15 protein-coding genes and 2 pseudogenes are annotated in these 15,780 nt (G+C 43.5%); 5 read left to right on the top strand and 12 right to left on the bottom strand.

The genetic code is table 11. The features are described from left to right. Positions 1 to 6: 6 nt before the first annotated feature. The 6 genes from AC0L66_RS08195 to AC0L66_RS08170 form a co-directional block, all read right to left on the bottom strand. Positions 7 to 681, bottom strand: coding sequence for a YoaK family protein (locus tag AC0L66_RS08195; RefSeq protein ID WP_265673105.1), 675 nt, complete (start codon positions 679 to 681; stop codon positions 7 to 9). A gap of 156 nt (positions 682 to 837) precedes the next feature. Then, entirely contained in the window at positions 838 to 1,188 is a 351-nt protein-coding gene (locus AC0L66_RS08190; RefSeq protein WP_473569072.1) for a GNAT family N-acetyltransferase, read from the bottom strand. Then, the gene (locus tag AC0L66_RS08185; RefSeq protein WP_473569299.1) at positions 1,077 to 1,325 is read right to left on the bottom strand and encodes a hypothetical protein; all 249 of its coding nucleotides are present in this window, start codon (positions 1,323 to 1,325) and stop codon (positions 1,077 to 1,079) included. The genes AC0L66_RS08190 and AC0L66_RS08185 overlap by 112 nt, the downstream gene beginning before the upstream one ends. Positions 1,326 to 1,366: 41 nt before the next feature. Beyond that, positions 1,367 to 1,891 carry a GNAT family N-acetyltransferase gene (locus tag AC0L66_RS08180; RefSeq protein WP_473569070.1) on the bottom strand — a complete coding sequence of 175 codons (525 nt, stop codon included), beginning with the start codon at positions 1,889 to 1,891 and terminating at the stop codon, positions 1,367 to 1,369. A gap of 60 nt (positions 1,892 to 1,951) precedes the next feature. Next, complete coding sequence (locus tag AC0L66_RS08175; RefSeq protein ID WP_265673108.1) at positions 1,952 to 2,641, bottom strand: response regulator; 690 nt, start codon at positions 2,639 to 2,641, stop codon at positions 1,952 to 1,954. Next, positions 2,638 to 4,257 carry an ATP-binding protein gene (locus tag AC0L66_RS08170; protein ID WP_265673109.1) on the bottom strand — a complete coding sequence of 540 codons (1,620 nt, stop codon included), beginning with the start codon at positions 4,255 to 4,257 and terminating at the stop codon, positions 2,638 to 2,640. The genes AC0L66_RS08175 and AC0L66_RS08170 overlap by 4 nt, the downstream gene beginning before the upstream one ends. A gap of 505 nt (positions 4,258 to 4,762) precedes the next feature. On the opposite strand from AC0L66_RS08170, the gene AC0L66_RS08165 reads away from it, so the two are divergent. The 5 genes and pseudogenes from AC0L66_RS08165 to AC0L66_RS08145 all read left to right on the top strand — a co-directional run bounded on the left by AC0L66_RS08165 (position 4,763) and on the right by AC0L66_RS08145 (position 9,848). Continuing rightward, positions 4,763 to 4,999, top strand: coding sequence for a cation transporter (locus AC0L66_RS08165; protein WP_265673110.1), 237 nt, complete (start codon positions 4,763 to 4,765; stop codon positions 4,997 to 4,999). Positions 5,000 to 5,179: 180 nt separating this feature from the next. After that, positions 5,180 to 6,596, top strand: a pseudogene (locus AC0L66_RS08160) (TolC family protein). Then, entirely contained in the window at positions 6,593 to 7,567 is a 975-nt protein-coding gene (locus AC0L66_RS08155) for an HlyD family secretion protein (RefSeq protein WP_473569068.1), read from the top strand. The pseudogene AC0L66_RS08160 and the gene AC0L66_RS08155 overlap by 4 nt, the downstream one beginning before the upstream one ends. Before the next feature lie 9 nt (positions 7,568 to 7,576). Continuing rightward, positions 7,577 to 8,758: an ABC transporter permease gene (locus tag AC0L66_RS08150; RefSeq protein ID WP_265673114.1), complete on the top strand. Its 1,182-nt coding sequence runs from the start codon at positions 7,577 to 7,579 to the stop codon at positions 8,756 to 8,758. After that, a pseudogene (locus AC0L66_RS08145) lies at positions 8,755 to 9,848 on the top strand (ABC transporter permease). The gene AC0L66_RS08150 and the pseudogene AC0L66_RS08145 overlap by 4 nt, the downstream one beginning before the upstream one ends. 173 nt (positions 9,849 to 10,021) lie before the next feature. On the opposite strand, the gene AC0L66_RS08140 reads toward AC0L66_RS08145, so the two are convergent. From AC0L66_RS08140 to AC0L66_RS08115, 6 genes are all read right to left on the bottom strand, one after another. Next, a complete protein-coding gene (locus AC0L66_RS08140; RefSeq protein ID WP_473569066.1) occupies positions 10,022 to 11,515 on the bottom strand; it encodes a hypothetical protein in 1,494 nt (497 codons plus the stop codon). Between the two features lie 220 nt (positions 11,516 to 11,735). Further along, positions 11,736 to 12,377 (bottom strand): OmpA family protein, encoded by a 642-nt coding sequence (locus tag AC0L66_RS08135; protein WP_473569064.1) that lies wholly within the window; start codon positions 12,375 to 12,377, stop codon positions 11,736 to 11,738. 109 nt (positions 12,378 to 12,486) lie between these two features. Then, the gene (locus AC0L66_RS08130) at positions 12,487 to 14,064 is read right to left on the bottom strand and encodes a TadE/TadG family type IV pilus assembly protein (protein ID WP_473569062.1); all 1,578 of its coding nucleotides are present in this window, start codon (positions 14,062 to 14,064) and stop codon (positions 12,487 to 12,489) included. After that, positions 14,061 to 14,603, bottom strand: a complete 543-nt coding sequence (tadF, locus tag AC0L66_RS08125) for a tight adherence pilus pseudopilin TadF (RefSeq protein ID WP_473569060.1) — start codon at positions 14,601 to 14,603, stop codon at positions 14,061 to 14,063. The genes AC0L66_RS08130 and tadF overlap by 4 nt, the downstream gene beginning before the upstream one ends. Further along, positions 14,593 to 15,072, bottom strand: a complete 480-nt coding sequence (locus AC0L66_RS08120) for a TadE/TadG family type IV pilus assembly protein (protein ID WP_265673120.1) — start codon at positions 15,070 to 15,072, stop codon at positions 14,593 to 14,595. The genes tadF and AC0L66_RS08120 overlap by 11 nt, the downstream gene beginning before the upstream one ends. Then, positions 15,072 to 15,740: a tetratricopeptide repeat protein gene (locus tag AC0L66_RS08115; protein ID WP_473569059.1), complete on the bottom strand. Its 669-nt coding sequence runs from the start codon at positions 15,738 to 15,740 to the stop codon at positions 15,072 to 15,074. Before AC0L66_RS08115 ends, AC0L66_RS08120 begins: the two co-directional genes overlap by 1 nt. Positions 15,741 to 15,780 lie beyond the last annotated feature (40 nt).

Below are 15,780 nucleotides of genomic sequence, written 5' to 3'. Positions count from 1 at the left end.
TATTCCTTAATTTGAGCGAGAAATATAAGCAATTCGCTTTCTATATACGCGATAGCCTAACGCCAAAATAATGCATAATACCGCTGGAGGCAACAGCGCATAAAATGCCAAATGATTGAATAATATAGCGCCAACTAGCCCTCCACAGATAAAGCCGACTAAGATGGTCACAAACAATTTAGCTTTACGCTTATCAAACGCTTCACCTCTTAGTGTTGAGCCTATCATGATCCCCAAATCAGTGACGATACCCGTCACGTGTGTCGTTCTAACCACGGCACCACTAAACGTCGTAGCAAGCGCATTTTGTAAACCACATGCGGCTGAAGCAAAGTAACTACCCGTTGGCGAGCCTGCCACTAAAAAGTAAGTCGCAGATAACAACAACGCACTTTCAATGCATAACAACCACTCATATTGGCGCCCTAGTTTCAAAGACACATTCGATATGAACCATCCCGAAATGGCCGAACCGAATAGGAAACTCATGACAATACCAATCAAATGAGCAGAACTCGCCCAATCATTAAATAATTGCGTGCCTAGTAATGTTGCCGTTCCTGATAAATGCGAAATAGCCTGATGCTGAAAGCCCAATAAGCCGACAGCATTCACCGTCCCTGCTAGCAATGATAAAATAAACGCTCCAGATTCAATCCAGCGCGGAAGTTTTGAAATCACATCAATTGCCTTATTTATTGCGTGTTAATCATGATTCGTTATTAGATAGGGGCACAGACATCGCTGGGTACCGTTCCAATATGCCGTTTCACTGCTCCATGATAACTCGTAACGGCTAACACGGCCGTGCAACAGCAGCGAGCATCATAGTCCTATTTATCCACGCTTCTTTGATTTAAAGCACATTATATGTTGAGGTCCGGCCTCACCGCCAAGGTAAAGTTGTTCAGTATCCATAAACCCTGCCTTCACATACAGCGATCTTGCTAAGGCGTTTTTACAATTCACCGTGAGATACAAATCTGACTGCTCTTTCCCTAACCACACCATATACTGTTCTTGTATTTGTCGAATGGCACGTTTAGCAATGCCTTGAGCTTGATATTGCTGGTCAATCAGAAACGACCTAAAGCCAATCGATCCTTGTGGACAGAATGAATACCGATTGGCATAAGCACTGTCGAGTAGAAAAAGCCTACGGGTTTTCCAGCTTGGCAAATCACCCACTGTGTTTCTTCAGGCTTTTGACAGCTTTGATCAATAATTTCATTAATGTAGCCAATGTAAGGACGCTGTTCATCTGGTACAGACAACATTAAAACATATTCAAAATTTTGTTCATTTAGCGGTTCAATGGTTAACATACTTATTCATCACTCTTTTCCAGCACGGTGAAGCGACATCATCACTCCATGATTTTATTTTCGGTAAGTGACATTAGCCACAGATCCCAATAACGCCCCTCAATAAACCGGACATTTTTGACGACTTCGGTTTGCTCAAAACCTAACTGCTGGTAACACTGAATAGCGGAGTGGTTATGGGAAAATACTGACAGTGTGACCGCTGACATAGGATGGTCTGCTTTGGCGACGGCTATCACTAAACGCAGCATCTCTGATGCAAGCCCTTGCCCCCGGTAATCTGGTTGGATAAAGACTCGACAGATACGCTGCACATTCTTGGACGCTTGATAAAGCTCCACAAAGCCAACAAAAACCCCGTCTCGTTGACATAAAAAAGGACGACTCAAGCGATTTGAAAAATATTTATTGAGTTGGCGATGCGTCAAAGGGAAAGTAAATTGAAACCCACCCCATTGGTAGTTGAGCCTTTCCGAGTCAATCCATTCAATTAACATTGCATAATGCTCGTCAGTGAAAGGCATGAGCTCTATAGTATTTATATTGTGGTCCACGTTACTATTCACACTACTACTTGTCTGTTCCAATGGCTTCCCACTCCACCTCTTGAGTTATTCAGCAACATTTTATTCACGCACTAGACGACGATAGCAGCGTTCTGGCCGACCAACGGAACCATAATTTACATCCGCTTCTAATTCACCTGTACTAATTAAAAACTCAAGATAACGCCGTGCCGTTGTTCGACTTGCCCCTATATTTTCGCCCGCTTCATCCGCGGTATACAGGCTATGCTCACTAAACAGCGTACGTATTTTTTCCAATGTCACGCCGTCTATACCCTTCGGGAGATGCTTGTCTGTTTTTGCTTCTCCCGTGTGACTCTGCATCATTTCATCAACGAGTGACTGATCAAGCCCATCCACGTGATGAAGTTGTTTTGTTCTCTTCTGATATTTTTTTAACGCGGCTTCTAATCGAGGATACATAACGGGTTTGAGCAAATAATCGATCACGCCACCGCGCATTGCTTGCTGTAAGGTTTCGACATCTCTTGCGGCGGTGATGAGAATAACATCGCAGGCTTGATTCATGGTTCTTAATCTACCGAGAATATCAATACCCGTACCATCGGGGAGATAGACATCTAGCAGAACCAATTCTGGTTCTAACAACTCTAACTGCATTTCAGCTTCCGAGCGAGAAGTGGCAATCCCGACCACCTCAAATCCCCCCATTTTTTCTAGGTAGCGACGATGTAACTCCGCAATTTTTAGATCATCTTCTATGATCATTACACGTGTCATTGTACTCATGCCATTCCATCCTTTGGTACGTATACAGTGACTCGAGTCCCCATATCATTATTTGCTATCAGTTCAAGCTGTCCTTGATAGCGCTCCGTTAATTGCTTAACCAAAAATAAACCAACGCCGCGATTACTGGCCGATTTACTCGACACCCCTCGTTGTGTTAGCAACGATACGTCAATGTCACTAGGCAAACCACAGCCTCTATCCACCACTTCGAGAATAATTTCATTGCCATAATCACTCACAGAGACTTCAATGCTTGAACGCGCTAACCGCTCATTGGGTTGCTGGGTAATGGCTGATAACGTTGCTTCAAAAGCGTTATCAATTAAATTACCTAAAATCGTGACAATATCATCCGCATTTAACTCCTCAGGGAGAGGCTCTAAACGTGATTCAGGATCCACGACTAACGTTAAACCGAGCTCACGCGCACGCTCCGTCTTTCCTAGCAACATCCCGGCAATTAGCGGATCACGCATGGTCTCCCGCAAAAATTCAATCAACGATTGATAGTGTGCGGTTTCTAAACCGATCAGTTGCTGAACCGCATCCAATTCGCCCATTTGAAGCATGCCATTAATAGTGTTGAGTTTATTGCGATGTTCGTGAGTTTGAGCGCGCAACATTTCCGCATAGGCCTGAGTTTGAGACAGTTGCGCCGTAAGCTCACTAATTTCATCCCTGAGTCGAAAACTCGATACCGCTCCAACGACCTTTCCATCGACAATGATTGGACTTCGATTCGCTACAATACGTTGATGGTTTAAATACAACTCAATATCGTGATCCACTTCTTGGCTATTAATTAAACTATGTAAGTCCGAATTAGGCAGTACATCGCTCAAGGGCTGATTGATAGTGTCGTGCTTGTTTAACTTTAAAATCTCACAAGCACTGGTGTTAATAGATCGTAAAACACCGTTAGAATCAATACTGATGACCCCTTCTTTAATGGTACTCATGGTTACGTCAAGCTCACCATACAAACGACCAATCTCTTCAGGTTCAAAGCCCAAAATCGCCTTCTGAAAACGCCGAGAAATATAATTTGAGATTATGCCATTAGCCACAAGTACCAACACCGCCATTCCTAATAAAAAGGCTAAATACGGCTCGATTCTATCTTGTAACCTATCGATCAAGTAACCAACGGACACCACGCCAATAATCTGACCATTACTATCGAAAATGGCCGCTTTTCCACGTACTGATTCTCCTAATGAACCTTCAGCAAATGACACATAAGCCTGCCCATCTACCAACGCTTTATCATTGTCTCCTCCCTTCATTGGCTTGCCGATGCGCTCGTCAATGGGGTGGACGAGCCGGATACCTTGACGGTCACCAATGACGATAAACGCGGCGCCAATCATCTCAGTCAGACCGCGAAATCGCGCTTGCATCTGAGCCGAAGTGCGATCTTCAACCATATTAATTACCGACGATGACTGCGCTAGAAACGTGGCGACACCTTTCGCTTTGAATCCCATTTCCTGCTCTTGTGACTGCTTGATATAACTAAAGCCAGCCAAAGACAATATGACCAACTGCAGCAAGCCTGAAAACGTCATAATAATGAGCAGACGATGACGAAAGCTGAACTGATTCCATCTCATTGTCATTCTCCTTTAACATCAGTACTGTAACAGCCTCGTAACATGAAAACACTCAGTGCGTCATCGTTCTGTGACACTCTCAAAGAAATCATGGCTCAGTATTTACCGACCGCTCATACCTCACCCACCGTTCTTAATGACAAGTTCGTTTATTTCATATTGTGCATAAAGAACACTGACTAAGATCACAGCAATTTTAGGTTAATTTTAGAACTAATTAGGCGGCATATCGTATAGTAAAACGACACCAACTAAACAAGGATACCGCCAACGCGGAAAGTTAAGATTGGGAGTAAACGTAAAGACTGGGGCTAAACCAGTTTTAACGTCACAAGTACGATACTGCCACTCTCACGCCAAGCATCAACTCAACATTAAAACATCCATTAAAGAAAAAGCCTCATTCAGCTTGAGCGGTATGCTGTAACACCTAGAAAACTTCACCTCTCAAAAAAACAAAAATAATGAGAGCGTACAAAGGAACCACGTTAGAAGGAGCAAGGCTATGAAACGTGACTGTTTTGGAATTTGCCTAAATAGGGCTGTGCTGTCAAAAAACCGAACATCAACGTTCACCCACGTTAGAGCTTATCAAAAACAAAATTCTCCGCAAGAAGACGTTGAAAACGACCTTCTTGTCTCATTTGCTTGCCCGCAAATGTCTGGAAATGAAGTTCTGCAAGCAATGAAGCAAGCAAAAAACTTAGTATGGCGGGCAGGTTATTTCTGCCCATCACAGTAGTAAATACCACTCCTGGTAGGGAGGTTTGATACAGGCCTCTCTATCTCTCATGACCATCATCAAAAAAACAGACACTTAACTTCGCCATTCCTTCGTTAGCAACTACATTTATATTATTGCACTGAATATTATTAGAGTATAAACTCTAAATATTTTATTAACATCTGGTTTGGAGCAAACATGAAGATTAAGTCCCTACCTCTGGTTGTGGGCACATTGCTCGGCACTCTGTCACTTAATGCATGGAGTGCAGAAGTCTCCTTTGACGAGGCTTGGCAGCTGCTTCAACAAAACAACAATTCACTTGCCGCGCAGCGAGCTAATGTCGAGCGCTACGGGCACTTAAAGAGTGCGACGAGCAGCCTTAACCTACCTAGTGTCACTATTGGCGCAAATTACACTCGTCTCGATAAAGATGTCACTGTATCCGGCAACCAATTAGCTGAAAGTTTAAGTGGGGTGCCTCAAAGCCCTATTCTTGGACAATTACTCGGTGGACTAGGTGGAATAACGTCCACTATCGAACATCAAGACATTTTTAGCTCTTCCATCCGAGCGGTATGGCCAATCTTACTCAAGTGGGCGAATCACCGCTGCGCAAACCGCAGCAGAAGGTCGCCAAGAAGAAGCCGAAAGTCAGTTTGCAATGGAAGTACAAGCGCGCTATGAAGACTTGAGCAAATACTACTTCAGTGTGATTTTAGCTAAAGAAGTGGTTGAAACGCGCCTCGCCGCAGAGCAAGGGCTCACGAAGCATCGCGACTACGCCATTAAGCTCGAACAGCAAGGTCAAATTGCCAGAGTAGAACGCTTACAAGCAGAAGCCTCACTCGATAAAGCCACTATTGAGAGAAAGAAAGCTCAACATAGTCTCAATATCGCGCAGGCAGCGTTGACGCAGATACTAGGCCAAGTTGAAAAGGTTGAACCGAGAGACGAACTCTTTATTAACCGCAATTTACCGCCTCTCGATGCCTTTGTTGACCAAACGTTAGACACCTACCCTGGGCTGGCGATTCTCGATGCTAAAGAGAAGCAAGCCAGCAGTCTCATTAAAGCCGAAAACGGCAAATACTACCCTGAAGTCTACGCCTATGGGGATTATAACCTTTATGAAGGTGACTCATTAGCCAATCAAATGACACCAGACTGGTTAGTCGGTATTGGCGTCAGCGTGCCATTGCTCGAAAATACGGGTCGTAGTGAAAAGGTCAAAGCAGCCAACAGCGCCGTGAGCCAAGTTCAATTTCTAAAGCGCCAAGCAAAACTGGATCTAAGCGTATTAGTAGAAAAGACCTATTTGGAAGCCCAGCAAGCCCTCGACGAAGCGGTTGGACTGAACTCAAGCTTATCACTAGCAAAAGAAAACCTATTGTTAAGACAAAAGGCCTTTGCTCAAGGTTTGGGACGCTCTATTGATGTCGTTGATGCAGAGCTATATGTTGCGAGCATTAAAACGCAACAGGCCGCCGCAAGTTTCCAATACCTACTCTCTCTTAATAAATTACTTGCGCTATCTAATGAAATGAACAGTTTTAGCCAATACAAGTATAACTCTATTAATCCTGCAAAAATCACTAGTAAGGACGCATCATGAAAAAGGTAAAACCAACACTCGCGACACTAGGCGCGCTCGTTATTGCAGGTTGGGTCGGTTATAAGTTTTTTGAGGCTTATCAAACCCCGCCCTTTCGTCTTCAGGGGCAAATTGAATCTCAGCAATACAGTATTTCCTCTAAAGTGCCCGGTAGAATCGATCAGGTGATGGTTCGCAAAGGCGACGAAATCAAAGAAGGTCAGCTGGTTTTCACTCTCCACAGTCCAGAAATTGACGCCAAGCTAGAACAAGCTGTCGCCGATGAAAAAGCGGCAGGTGCACTCGCGCAAGAGGCTAACAATGGTGCTCGCCAGCAACAAATCAGAGCTGCAGAAGATCAGTGGCGCAAAGCACGCGCGGCCTCCCAGCTTATGGAAAAAACCTATCTGCGTGTCAATAATCTATACAAGGATGGTGTTGTTGCAGAGCAAAAACGTGATGAAGCTAAAACGCAATGGCAAGCCGCTAAATACACTGAAAGTGCTGCTTATCAAATGTTTGAAATGGCAAAAGAAGGCGCTCGTAAGGAAACTAAAGTGGCGGCAGAGGAAAAAGTTCGCATGGCAGCGGGTGCAGTAGCCGAAGTTGAAGCTTATGCCGCCGATACAAAGATTCATTCATGGTTTGATGGCGAAGTTTCTCAAGTACTGCTCCATAGTGGAGAGCTTGCTCCGCAAGGTTTTCCGGTTGTAACCGTTGTCGATACCAAAGATTCATGGGCCGTTTTAAACGTTCGTGAAGATCTACTGCAGCATTTTGAAAAAGGGGCTGAGTTTACCGCATTCGTACCCGCTTTAGATACCGACGTCACATTCAAAGTCAATCATGTTGCCGTAATGGGTGATTTCGCCACCTGGCGCTCGACTGATGCCACTCAAGGTTTTGATTTACGCACTTTCGAAGTGGAAGCTCGCCCGTTGGATCACAAAGATAAGTTACGTATGGGCATGAGCCTAGCCGTTGAGATGTAAGGGCTGAGTATGAACCAGCGTTCTAACACCATATCGCCCATCTCCTCAGATGGGCGGCACTACAATCAATGGCACATACTCCGTCATGATAAATGGCTGCTTTCATGCCTAACTTGGGTACCTGTTATCTTGTGCTTTTCCATTTATTGGATATTTTCTCAAGGCATCGCCAATAACTTGCCTGTCGGTGTTGTCGACCTCAACAAAAGCACCTTGTCGCAGAAGCTAATCGGTAATTATAATGCGACGTCAATGCTAAGTATTGACCATCAATACGACGATATTCAACAAGCGAAATCTGCGCTAGTTGAAGGCGATATCTACGCAATCTTATATGTCCCCGCTAACTTTGATAAAGCCATTACAAAGTCACTCACCCCACAAGTAACTCTGTTTTATAACAGCCAATACCTGCTCGTTGGACGGTTGATTAATTCGGCCGCGCTGCAGGCCCAAGGCACCTTTAACGCGCAAGTCGGTGTGCTTAAAGCGCTATCAAAAGGCAACACGACGAGTCTCGCGGCAATGGGCAATGCCGTAACAGTAAGAACTCAAATTACGCCACTATTTAATATAAGCACCAATTACGCCCAGTTTCTGGTATCCGCCATTATTCCCGCTATTTGGCAAATCGCCATTGTTTCATTTACGGTATTAGTACTCAGCGCAAATTATCGGATTTCTGGGTTAAGCCCGTGGTTTGGAAGCACATCAATTGTGGGTCATCTGAGCCGTACATTGATTCCTTATTTTCTGTGGTTTTTATTGCAGGGTTCATTTTTCCTTATTTGGTTCTACGACATCATTGGTTGGCCGATGGAAGGAAGCTGGCTAGTGCTCTTTTTTGCACAGGTGATCACGACGTTAGCCTGTATGATCATGGCTTGTTTCTTTTTCTTCCTTACCTGCGATGCAGCAAGAGCCATGAGCTTCGCTGGGGCGTTTACTGCCCCAAGCTTTGCATTTATGGGCATCACCTTTCCAGCTGCAGACATGACAACCCTTGCAACAGCATGGCGGGAACTGCTGCCAATCAGTCATTACATTGAGGTTCAAGTAAGCCAAGCAAGTTACGGCGTCACAGCCATTCAATCTCTTGCGCATCTTACCCCTATGGTGGGTTATGTCATTCCACTGATGCTGACCGTCATACTGATCAAAAAACATATGAGTAAGGAGTCACAAGCATGACGCTACTCGAACATATTAAACTTGAGTTAAGAGCGATTCTCACCAACCCCGTAGTGACGCTCACGGTGTTTGGTGGTGTCCTCTTTTACTCATTTCTTTATCCGCTGCCATACACTAAGCAGGTCCCGCGCGAGCTGCCAATTGCCGTCGTCAATCTAGACAAAAGCCAAACCAGTTATCAACTCGAACGCATGGTCGATGCAACACCAAACGTCACGGTGGTAAGCCGCCTGAGCGCCATTGCAGATGCCAAGCAGTGGTTTGAAGAAGGTAGGATTACCGGGTTTATTGTTATTCCTGAACACTTTTATAAAGATCTCATGATGGGGAAAAGTCCGGTACTTTCCTACGCGGGTGATGCCGCGCTATTTCTAGTCTACGGGACCGTGGTTGAAGGGCTTGCTCAGGCTGGAGGCACGCTTGCAGCTAAGACCAAAGTGTCTAAGCTTTTAATTGATGGTGTGCCACTCGAACTGGCAGCTAAGCAATATGCGGCTACCGAGCTCAATGCTAAACCGACGTTCAACCCGCACATGGGGTATATAGATTACGTTGTTCCCGCCGTCTTTGTGCTCATCCTTCAGCAAACCTTGGCGATGGCATCGGGATTAATCGGAGGCACTCAAAGGCAAGGTAATGGCTACTGGCAAACCCAATCGCCCTTCAGGGTGATAGCGGTACGCACTGGGGTTTTATTAGGATTCTACTATATACTCGGCATGTTTTATTTCGGTGCCAGTTTTGATATGTATGGCATCAGTAAACTCGCCCACCCTAGCGAAATGCTCACCTTAATGTTGCCGTTTTTTCTCACCACATGCTTTATTGGCATTCTGGTTGGAGCAATCACGCCTAGACGAGAACTCGTGACGGTATTGATTCTACTTAGCTCAATGCCATTGATTTTTTCTGCTGGGTTTATTTGGCCAAGCGAGATGCTACCTGCGCCAATGCAATGGTTTGCCGCCATCTTCCCAACCGAACCAGCAATTAACGGCTTTTGAAACTCAATCAGATGGGTGCTGATTGGTCACAAGTGTCAGCGCAATGGAGTCAATTGTGGCTACAAGCAGCGGTTTGGGGGGATTAGCGTATTGGAGCTTTTCAAGAAATCGTACGAGTAACACTAATTAAGTTCATCGTAAAATGATACCCAACAAAAAAGCCAATGGCACACACCATTGGCTTTTTATCAATTAGCCGAGCAGTAAGCTCGTCATTGAAAGTAACGGGATAACCCTAAACTTTCTATTATGCTGAGTCTTACCAATTTTCAGTCATGTTCATCATGCAAACAAACTTATTTTTAGTAATTTTCTTCGTTGCGTTTTCATCTAGAGTTGATGAGAAAACCTTGCCTGATGACAACCAATAGTTACCAATGCCCAATTTATTGCCATTTAACAGATATTGGTACGCGGTGCGCGAAGCCAATTTAGAAGACAGCTTATCAGCACAGTACCTTGCCGCATCTGACTTTGTTAAATACACCGCTTTACTGCCATTATTGGAATACTCGATAGGCAACAGATATTGATAAGCATCGTCTTTATGAATAACGGTATTCGTAAAACGCTTTCCTACCAATGCGTCCGCCTCTTGCGTTTTTTCTGGCGTACTCTTGGCATAGCCATCTAAGATTTGTTTCGTCAACGCGGGAGCAGACGATGGTGATTTATCAGTACTAGTTTTAACGGTTTTCTTAGCCGTAGCATCTGCTTTCACTGGGCTTGGTGTCGCTTTAGTTTTCACGCTTGAAAAAGGGAAGAAATAATCACCTTCGTTTTTGAGGCTCAACTTTAAAGACTGTGTTTTTGAGTCATTCACCGCTCGAACGTTATACACACCTACGTAGTTACCTGCGATATCTACTTTATCGCCAGCGCCTACTTTTTGATCATTAATATAGAAAACGGTGTTGTTTGAATTGGAGCGGAAAACAAACCTAACTTTTTCAAGCCCTAGCGCCTTTCGTAGTTCCAGTTCGGTATTTGAGTCGAACTCATTTTTATAACTGGCTTGAGCGGTATATGTTAGGTCACCATTCATTTTTTGTGTAGCATCAACGATATTAAAAGACGTGATGTTGACTCTTTCTAGACCGCCTTTTTCCAACATGAATGTGCGTTTCATCGTGTTCATGTTACGGTTCACACACGCCGACATACTTTCGCTAGAATCACACTCTAAACTGCCAACAAAGGTCTCTTGATTCACTTTGCGTGACTCTACAATATAACGAGATTTAACTTGCTTGTATAACGCAAGTAACTCTTCATTTTTAGTGCGGTCCAGCCCTTTAATCACCGCTTCACTTTTTGAGATCGCGACTTTCTTTTCTGATAACTGCTTTTCTTTGTCGACCAACTCTGTTTTGAGTTTACCGATGCTCATTGCTAAATCACGCAATGTTTGTGACAAGGACTCGTCATATACACCATCAACCAATTTCTTTTCCATTGAAGCTGAATCAACTTTAATGTTTTCGATATTGTTAACAAGATTAATCTTAATAGACTCAATATTTGAAAACAGCTGAGTATACGTTTCGTTACTCTCTTCAAGTCCGGTTTGTAGATAACCGTTGTCATAATCGCTGCTGATTTTTTCTAACTGCGTTTTTTCATCAGCATTCATGACTTCCAGTGCATTAGCGACACCGCTAACACTTAGACTTGCTAATGCGATCAACTTAACCGTTTTAGAATTAAAAACTCGGTGGGGAAAATTCACAACAACCTCATCTGACTTTAACATTGACTGGCTCGTCGCACGTAAAAAGTGCTTAACTAACAACCAGTCATTAATATTCCTTATATTTTGACTATCATATCAGCCCATTTCTCGATTGTCTTTACAACGTGTAATAGAACTGTGAGCTTTAGTGACCCACAGTCCATTTATCTACGCGTATTAAATACTATTTTGCGAAGTATGGCGTATTATTACCCACACTTTATATTCAGTAACAGGGATATTATTCACTCAAGAGAATATCAACCCTTCGGTTAGTCGCTCTACCCTGTGACGTTGAATTCGTCGCAATAGGCTTTAGTTCTCCAAATGACGTCATCACAACCTTTTCTCGCTTAACACCTTGGAAAAACAACACATCAGCCGTATTCACCGCACGTTCTAAGCCGAGCCCTTGGTTATATTGTTCCGTGCCAACACTATCGGTATGACCTTCTACCTGAAGGGCAACCTTTTGCTTAGCAAGATCTTGCGCGACACGGTTAAGAGATTGTCTCGCAATTGGCGATAAGTGAGCGTTATCAAAACCAAACTGCAAGCGAGCGACATGTTTATTATCACCTCCCCCCACGCCTTGCGTCCCTTTATTGCTGATATAGGTCTGACAGCGGCTGCTACTGAGCTGAGCATGACTTGCTGCTAATAGAGCTTGCTTTAGCTCATCGTCGTTAGAGACCTGTTCAATTTGCAAAAATCCCGCATGATGCTGCCCTATCCCTATCACGTTGCCAATTTCTGTGGTGTAGCGAATTTCACCATTCGCGTCACTGCAATACTCCATGACGCTGGATTCTACAGAATGTACTGTGCTGGTAAAACCAAGCATCAGCATAGGAACGAGTAAATAAAAACGATGTGGTAACATGCTCTGCCTTAATATTGTCATACTTAATTTTAATAGAACAAGGTTCTAATAGTGTATTTCTTTAATGGATTATGGCTCTAATAAATGATTAATTTCATAGGTTGGTGCTTTAATAGAGCTTGGTCATGCCACTGGTACGGGAACCCTTACGTATTAACTCTTCAATTTTTTCAATTAACTCGTCTAAGTTAGACACGTCTATGATGTCTTCATCTGGGTTTTCAACGCACTCACGAAACTCTGTGACATTTGAAGAGGAAAAATCGATACCAATTACACCAATATACAGTCCTGGGATTTTGTCTCTGGCTGTATCGCATAGTCCTCTTGATACTAACCCGTTAAGAATGCCGTTATTGGGACTTTCTTGACCGTCACTTAATATCAGCAACATTTTTACTTTGTTATCGTACGCTTCCTGCTCATCATCATCGTTACTATTAGGGTTCCCCTCAGCAAGCTTTTGTAGTCCCCTCAAAATGCCCTGGAACGATGCCGTACTGCCATTCGCACTCATATTATTAATAGCGTTAATCTCATTGACACTATTCGTTAAACTGATCGTCGTGAACTGATTAGACGACGAATTACCAAATCCAGAGTACAAATAGTTACCGTCTACCCGATATTTGGAAGTATTACTTGGGAACTGGTTTACTAGCATTTCATTTATTGTCGTAGAAAAATCAACATACTTATAAACATCTGTATGGTATTTATAACGATAATCTGCGTAATACGGGATACCTAATGCCTTAACGACTCGTTGACTTTGTTTCTGTTCTTCCGCTTTATCGTTAGGGCAGTCCCAGCGATTTCTAGCACAGTCATAGACCTTATCTGCCGTGTACTTTCGCCACTTATTCCAATTGACCTGCTCGTAAGTTCTTTCAGGGTCTAGGACATCAACACCAGCTTTATAGCTTAACTGACTAACTGCAAACACCTTCCCGTTACTGTTCTTTTCTCGCGTTCTAATGTTATATGGCACAACTGCAATTCTATTTAGTAGTTTATCAGCCAGTTGGTTTTGATCGTCATCCTTACAAACATACTTTCCTAACGACACATCGTACTCAATACGACCGCATAACAATTTACTCGAAATCGTCGTCACCGCTTCTTTCAAGTCCGTTATTTTGCAACTCGATGTCGTACAGCTACTATTGCTGCCCCAACGACGATTCATAGATCCAGAAAAATCAGAAGCAAAAACAATGTCGATATTGTTATCACCCAAATAAACTGGGTACTTTTTCGCAATCGACTGTCCAGTAAGATCCTGTGTCTTACTAAATGATGGAATGAAACTACTCGAGAACCAAGAGTCATGCGTAGTTTTAACATTAACGGTATATTGTATTGACTCTAAAATATCGGATTCCGGAATCGCTTCTTGATATCGTCTCGTTGCCGTTACTTGCGATAACTTTATATCCCGCACATAGGCGTTGACGTACTTCGTTGCCATCGCATTAGCGCTGTCAGATTTATCTTCCATCGTCACTGCAATCGCCGCCGCTTCAGCCGCATCGCCCAAACGACTTTTCTCTTGCACATATCGGGTACCTTCAACAGCCCAAAATGTAAAGCCCATAATGGGAACCAATGACAGCCCCATCCAAATTGCTGCAACACCGCCTTGTTTTTTAATACTGCGAACGCCAATAAATCGTTTCATCATCATCTCCCCGGCATCACAGAACTAGAAGCGATCGTAATCGTCGGGTTACCGCCGTTGGTAAAAGACTCAAACCATGAATCATGCCTTTCGCATAATGTCACTCGATAAAGAGGATGGTTGACCCCGTCCTCGACCGGAATGAGATCGCTATAGTCATTAATCGAGCCACTATTACACGACATTTGTCCAAACATACGACTACGCAGCTGCGTAGCAGTAGGACCGTCTGTCAGGGATTCAATCTGAATCGCGACGTTATTTTGGCTAACGTTCAACATACGCGATGCAACAATCGCCATATTATCTAAATCTTGCTGTGTGACATTGAAATCAAGCACTTGCCCTTCAGCATCTGCAAAGTAGCGGGTTCTTTCTTTGAGCACGTTGACCAAAGCAAAGCTAGAGCGATCCAGCTTGGCACGAACCAATAATTTATGACTCAGGTCAGTCGAAAATAAAAAGATCATACACAAACCCACCAGCACAAACGCGAGCTCTATCGCGAAAGAACCTTGCTGATTTTTACGCGCATTAATTTTCATCACGCCACCCTTCATGCTCTAGGTTAAGTACCATGGTGCGCGTGATTGGTGTTTCGCCGTTACCCCACATTTCAATCATTGGAGAATACAAATACGTCACAGTGATCTCGGCAAGATCGTAGCTAAACGTGAGGTCCTGACTAGAATGGCCGTCATTGGCAACAAATTTATCAAAAGTCTCAAAGTACTTTCCGTCGATAGAAAATTTGCTGCTATCGATTAGAAAATGCCAAAGGTTATCTTGATTCTCTATCAGATCTTTAAAGCGAGTTTCATACTGTTCATGAATACTGCTTCCTTGATAAATTTTAGTGTTACGTATGGTTTCTCGTAGCGAATACTCGGTCATGTTAACCACATAGGTTTGATAACTTGATTCGAAAATAGCAAACGTAGAAAACATCAGAACCAACGCCCCAAGCGCAAACTCAATGCTAGTCACTCCCAATTGCTGACGACGGCTAGCCATTACTCTGCCTCAACATAAGCAAATTGCTGAGTAATTGTGAGCAGTTCACCAGCGTTATATTGGTCTCGAAGAAGGGCTTTAGCTTGTTCTGATTTTCCCGATTTTAGCAATGCAATAGCCAAGTTGGCTTTTACCGTTTGATTCGTCGGGTGCTCTTTTAGCACTGGCGCTAACGTCTCAATCACAAGATCGAAGCGTTGTTCAGCAAGGTACACAACCGCTAGATTGTTCTTAATAACAATATCGTCATAACCACGAAGTCGCGCCAAATTAAATTGCGCTTTCGCCTTGGAGAATTGATCAGATTTACTATAGGAAACACCAAGTAATACCCGAATTTTTCCAGAAGTATTACCTAGCGAGATAGACTGATTATACGCATCGATTGCCTCTTCAAGATGGCCATTTTCCGCCTCAATCTGCCCTTTCAGTTGCAGTAAGCTTTTATTCTTGAGACCTTTGCCAATGAGATACTGAGTATAAAAACGAGAAGACTCAACATCGCCTTTTTCAAAATACACGTAAGCAAGCTGCTCCATCGCATTATCATCCTCAATACCCCCTACTAACTTCGATTTATACAAGGCAATCAGGCCATCGTAGTTATTCACTTTTTCCATACCAAGCAATAATACTTTGTTCAGAAGGCGGCTGGTTGGTTGTTTCACAACCCACTAGAATCCCACTCAAAGCCATCACTAACAATAC

The sequence above is a fragment of the Vibrio sp. GJ43-1 genome, from assembly GCF_055808835.1.
Note: the sequence above shows the minus strand (reverse complement) of the source record. Positions and strands in the feature narration are given on the sequence as shown.

Coding starts and splice junctions, on each gene's coding strand:
- AC0L66_RS08185 (WP_473569299.1), bottom strand. CDS start 1,325: ATGTTAACCATTGAACCGCTAAATGAACAAAATTTTGAATATGTTTTA.
- AC0L66_RS08175 (WP_265673108.1), bottom strand. CDS start 2,641: ATGAGTACAATGACACGTGTAATGATCATAGAAGATGATCTAAAAATT.
- AC0L66_RS08170 (WP_265673109.1), bottom strand. CDS start 4,257: ATGAGATGGAATCAGTTCAGCTTTCGTCATCGTCTGCTCATTATTATG.
- AC0L66_RS08165 (WP_265673110.1), top strand. CDS start 4,763: ATGAAACGTGACTGTTTTGGAATTTGCCTAAATAGGGCTGTGCTGTCA.
- AC0L66_RS08155 (WP_473569068.1), top strand. CDS start 6,593: ATGAAAAAGGTAAAACCAACACTCGCGACACTAGGCGCGCTCGTTATT.
- AC0L66_RS08150 (WP_265673114.1), top strand. CDS start 7,577: ATGAACCAGCGTTCTAACACCATATCGCCCATCTCCTCAGATGGGCGG.
- AC0L66_RS08140 (WP_473569066.1), bottom strand. CDS start 11,515: ATGTTAAAGTCAGATGAGGTTGTTGTGAATTTTCCCCACCGAGTTTTT.
- AC0L66_RS08135 (WP_473569064.1), bottom strand. CDS start 12,377: ATGTTACCACATCGTTTTTATTTACTCGTTCCTATGCTGATGCTTGGT.
- AC0L66_RS08130 (WP_473569062.1), bottom strand. CDS start 14,064: ATGATGATGAAACGATTTATTGGCGTTCGCAGTATTAAAAAACAAGGC.
- tadF (WP_473569060.1), bottom strand. CDS start 14,603: ATGAAAATTAATGCGCGTAAAAATCAGCAAGGTTCTTTCGCGATAGAG.
- AC0L66_RS08120 (WP_265673120.1), bottom strand. CDS start 15,072: ATGGCTAGCCGTCGTCAGCAATTGGGAGTGACTAGCATTGAGTTTGCG.